At 47.8% G+C, this 4,084-nt stretch carries 3 protein-coding genes and 1 pseudogene; all 4 read left to right on the forward strand.

Going from position 1 to position 4,084, the window contains the following annotated elements; genetic code table 11:
- A pseudogene (locus Q0294_RS16520) lies at positions 1–475 on the forward strand (glutamate dehydrogenase); the annotation flags it as partial.
- A 109-nt stretch (positions 476–584) separates the two neighbouring features.
- Entirely contained in the window at positions 585–1,109 is a 525-nt protein-coding gene (locus tag Q0294_RS16525; RefSeq protein ID WP_299467659.1) for a cyclic nucleotide-binding domain-containing protein, read from the forward strand.
- Between the two features lie 374 nt (positions 1,110–1,483).
- Positions 1,484–2,749 carry a glutamate-5-semialdehyde dehydrogenase gene (locus Q0294_RS16530; protein WP_299467661.1) on the forward strand — a complete coding sequence of 422 codons (1,266 nt, stop codon included), beginning with the start codon at positions 1,484–1,486 and terminating at the stop codon, positions 2,747–2,749.
- Positions 2,750–2,837: 88 nt separating this feature from the next.
- On the forward strand, positions 2,838–3,899 hold the full coding sequence (gene fliM / locus Q0294_RS16535; RefSeq protein WP_299467663.1) for a flagellar motor switch protein FliM: 1,062 nt from the start codon (positions 2,838–2,840) through the stop codon (positions 3,897–3,899).
- Positions 3,900–4,084 lie beyond the last annotated feature (185 nt).

The following is a 4,084-nucleotide window of genomic DNA, read 5'->3' on the forward strand; positions in this document are numbered from 1 at the left end:
ATTGATCGAATACACCAAAGACACCGGAGCGGTAAAAGGTTTTCCGGAAACCGAGGCGATTTCGAATGAAGAATTGCTGACTTCGAATGTGACCGTTCTGATTCCTGCTGCTTTGGGAGGCGTACTGACAGGAGAAATCGCCCGTGATATCAGAGCTAAATGCATTGTTGAGGCTGCGAATAATCCAACGGAACCCGAAGCAGATGAAATTTTTATCAAAAATGGAATCGTTGTGGTACCCGATATTCTTGCAAATGCAGGGGGAGTGACTGTCAGTTATTTTGAATGGGTTCAGAATCGGCAGCATTTTAGCTGGGAAAAATCCCGTGTTCGCTCCGAGTTAGATCGTATTATGAGTGACAGCTTTCAATTGGTATGGAAAATCGCCACGGATAAGAAAGTGTCGTTACGCGTTGCCGCCTATATCTTGGGTATCGGCCGGGTTGGTCGTGCAACCGTTCTGGGTGGTATCTGAAATCAGGTCGTTTCACTCTTTTTTTCAATTATTTACATTCCGAAGTTCAAATCAAAATTAAATTCAATCCCGTGGGTAACAACCATGGGAGAGTCAGCGAGGTCGTCAAATGTTATCTACAGATCAACTGATTAATGATTGTGTGCTGTTTCAGTCCGTGACTCCCGATGAAATGGAAGAATTGTTCTATTATTCAGAACGGGAAGAGTTTTCAGAAGGAACCCGGATCCTTGATGAAGGGAATTCCACACGATATCTCTGGATTATTCAAAGTGGCTCCTGTGAAGTGCGGAAAAAATTATCCAACGGCAGCGAAAAGGCTCTGGCTCAATTGAATCCGTATGCCATCTTTGGCGAAATGTCGTTTTTTAAACCTGCACCTCATTCGGCAAGTGTTGTCGCTTTGACGGATGTGGGAACGGTTCGTATTCCCGGACGTGAATTTGACCAGATGCTGAAAAAAGGGGCAAAAGGGGCTCAAAAAGTCGTTTTTAATACCGTTCGTATCATGTCAGACCGTCTCCGGATGATGGATACATGGACAGCGGAAATGGTCGAAAGCTGTGGTTCGCACACAAAGAATGCGGAATGGCATGATTTTCGGTCCAAGCTGTATTCAGACTGGCAGTTTTAGCCTGTGACCAGTTAGATTGTAGCGTCTCCGGGGCCTTGGGACCGAGTATACTAACCTGAGTGACGCGATGCTTAATCAGGCGCACTCCGGGGCTCCGTTTCCTGTCAGCCCGAATTCGGGCTAAACTCCGGCAACACAAAAGGTTGTCCCATGCAAACCAAGAGCCAATTCTCTCGCACGGGGATCCCCCGTTGACACATTTACGCTGATATTTGATACTCCGCCAAGTAAAATCAGGTCGATCATATATTTGGGCTTCGTTTATTGGAGCGCACTTTCTGGTGACCGGTGTGTCTGGTAGAATGTGTTAAACTGTTTTGCTAAACCAGGCTGGAGAGATCGGGAACGATTTTCCGTAGATTTTTAAGAGTATCATGACTGAATTAGACCTGCCTCAATACACTCAACTGCTGGCTCAGCAGGCGCGCGATGCCTCCCGGAAATTGGTTTCAGCCAATGGCAATCAAAAAAATGACTGGTTGCGCCGGATGATCGAACTGATCGAGCAGCGCACGCCAGAGCTGCTGGAAGCCAATGCCAGGGATCTGCAGCAGGCCCCCGAATACGGTCTGACTGAAGCGTCTATTGATCGACTGCGATTAACCGAGGCAAGATTACACGGAATTGCAACGGCGCTGGAAGAAATTATTGGGTTGCCCAATCCGATTGGTGAAATTATTGGGAGTAATATGCGGCCTAATGGTTTGCTGGTGACGCGCGTACGCGTTCCGCTGGGAGTGGTCTTCTTTATTTATGAGTCACGTCCGAATGTGACGATCGACGCTGCGGCGTTGTGTGTCAAAAGCGGGAATGCTGTCATTCTCCGAGGCGGAAAAGAAGCGTTTCACAGCAACATGGCCTTTTATGCTTTATTGCAAGAGGGGCTGAGGGATGTCGGTCTTCCCGAACAGGCGGTGCAACTGGTCGAGACCACGAACCGGGAAGCGGTCGGACACTTTCTGAAACTGAATGAGTATATTGATGTGACCATTCCCCGGGGCGGAAAGGGTTTGATCGAACGCGTCGTCCGAGATGCAACAATGCCTGTCATTAAGCATTTTGACGGGATTTGTCACGTATATCTCGATAAGTCGGCCGACCCTGAACGGGCGACATCAATCACTGTAAACAGTAAATGCCAGCGTCCCGGAGTCTGCAATGCCGCCGAAAGTCTTCTGGTCCATATCGACATCGCAGAGACAGTTTTTCCTCAGGTCGCTCAGGCTCTACTGGAGCAGGGGGTCGAACTCAGATGTTGTCCTAGATCAATGGAACTGGTCAGCGGTGCGAAACTCGCGACCGAAAAAGACTATAGTACAGAATATGGCGCCAAGATCATGTCGGTCAAAATCGTCAATGATATGGACGAGGCTATCAGGCATATTCACAAGTACGGTTCCGGGCATACGGAATGCATCGTAACGACCGAATTGGCGTCGGCGGAGAAGTTTACCACTGAGGTTGATTCCGCGGCCGTGATCGTTAATGCCAGTACACGATTTAATGATGGGGGCGAGTTTGGTTTAGGGGCGGAAATCGGGATCAGTACCGACAAATTTCATGCTCGTGGCCCCTGTGGTTTAGTAGAACTGACAAGTTATAAATACGTTGCCCACGGAGCAGGGCAGATCAGAGAATAGTACGCATTGGGTGACTCATAATTCACTCGACGATTTCTTTGGTCTTTGAATTTAAAAACAGGGACAGGGTTCTCAAGGGAGGCCAGGAATGGCAGATGTACTCAGTCAAAATGAAGTTGAGTCGCTCTTATCAGCGCTGGATCCCAGTGCCGGTAGTGGAGGAGGTTCGAATCGCCCTTCGTCGCGAAATACGGACTTTAATTCCCAGATCAGCATTTATGATTTCAAGCGTCCGGAACGTGTCAGTAAAGAACAGATGCGGGCATTTCGCGCGTTGCATGAAAGTTTCAGTCGTGAATTCGGTGCCGCGCTCAGTGGGATGCTGCGATCAATTATCGAAGTGAAACTGATCAGTGTCGACCAGCTAACCTACAGCGAGTTTGTTTTCAGTCTCGAAAATCCGACCTGTTTCAATCTGCTCGAATCGGAAACCCTTGATGGGCATATCATCCTGGATATCAGTCCCTCGATCATTTTTCCGATCATTGACCGACTCCTGGGAGGGGATGGGCATTCGCATGGGGCCTATCCCAATCGGGCGTTAACCGAGATTGAAATTCGTCTCGTCTCACGGATTACAGGGCTCGCGATTGAGGGAATCGAATCAGCCTGGAGTAACCTGTGCGATTGGAAGCTTCGGGTTTCACAGGTAGAAAGTAATCCACAACTGGTCCAGATTGTGCCCCCCAACGAAGTGATTGTTTTGATTTCCTTTGAGGTCACAATGGGGGAAACTCGCGGGATTATCAATCTTTGTATACCATTCAATACGATCGAACCGCTTTCGAATAAGCTGACGTCAGATACCTGGTCTGCGTATAAGAAGAAAACACCCGATTTGCGTCAGCAGCTGAATCTGGAGGCGAATGTCACCAAATCAAAGATCAGCTTGAAGGTGGATCTGGACAACAGTAAGCTCACCGCAGGGGAAGTGTTGAATTTAGCGGTGGGAGATGTAATTATGTGCAATAAAGGGAGTGCGCAATCTTTGACTGTCGAATTAGAAGGTTCTCCCGTTTTTACGGCTTATCCCGGAGTTTATAAAGGCCATAAAGCGATCAGTATTGAAAAGATGCTGGCGATTCCCAAAGATGTCATTGAAGATAAAATCAGAAGAGCTGAGACGGCTCAGGTGTCAGCCTCAAAATGACGCAAATCATGGCTTGTTGACGGCGTACACTGCTGTTGTGTATACTCGTTATTGGTCTCAGGAGCGTTCTTGCCCAAGCTGATTACTCTGGCTTAAATCAAAAAAAGTGAAATCTGCCACTTGTCTCTGATTCAAAACAGGGAGTTTTGAATGGATCGTGTTTTTTTCTCTGAAGTAATCCGGTT

Source organism: uncultured Gimesia sp., assembly GCF_937919775.1.
GTDB lineage: Bacteria > Planctomycetota > Planctomycetia > Planctomycetales > Planctomycetaceae > Gimesia.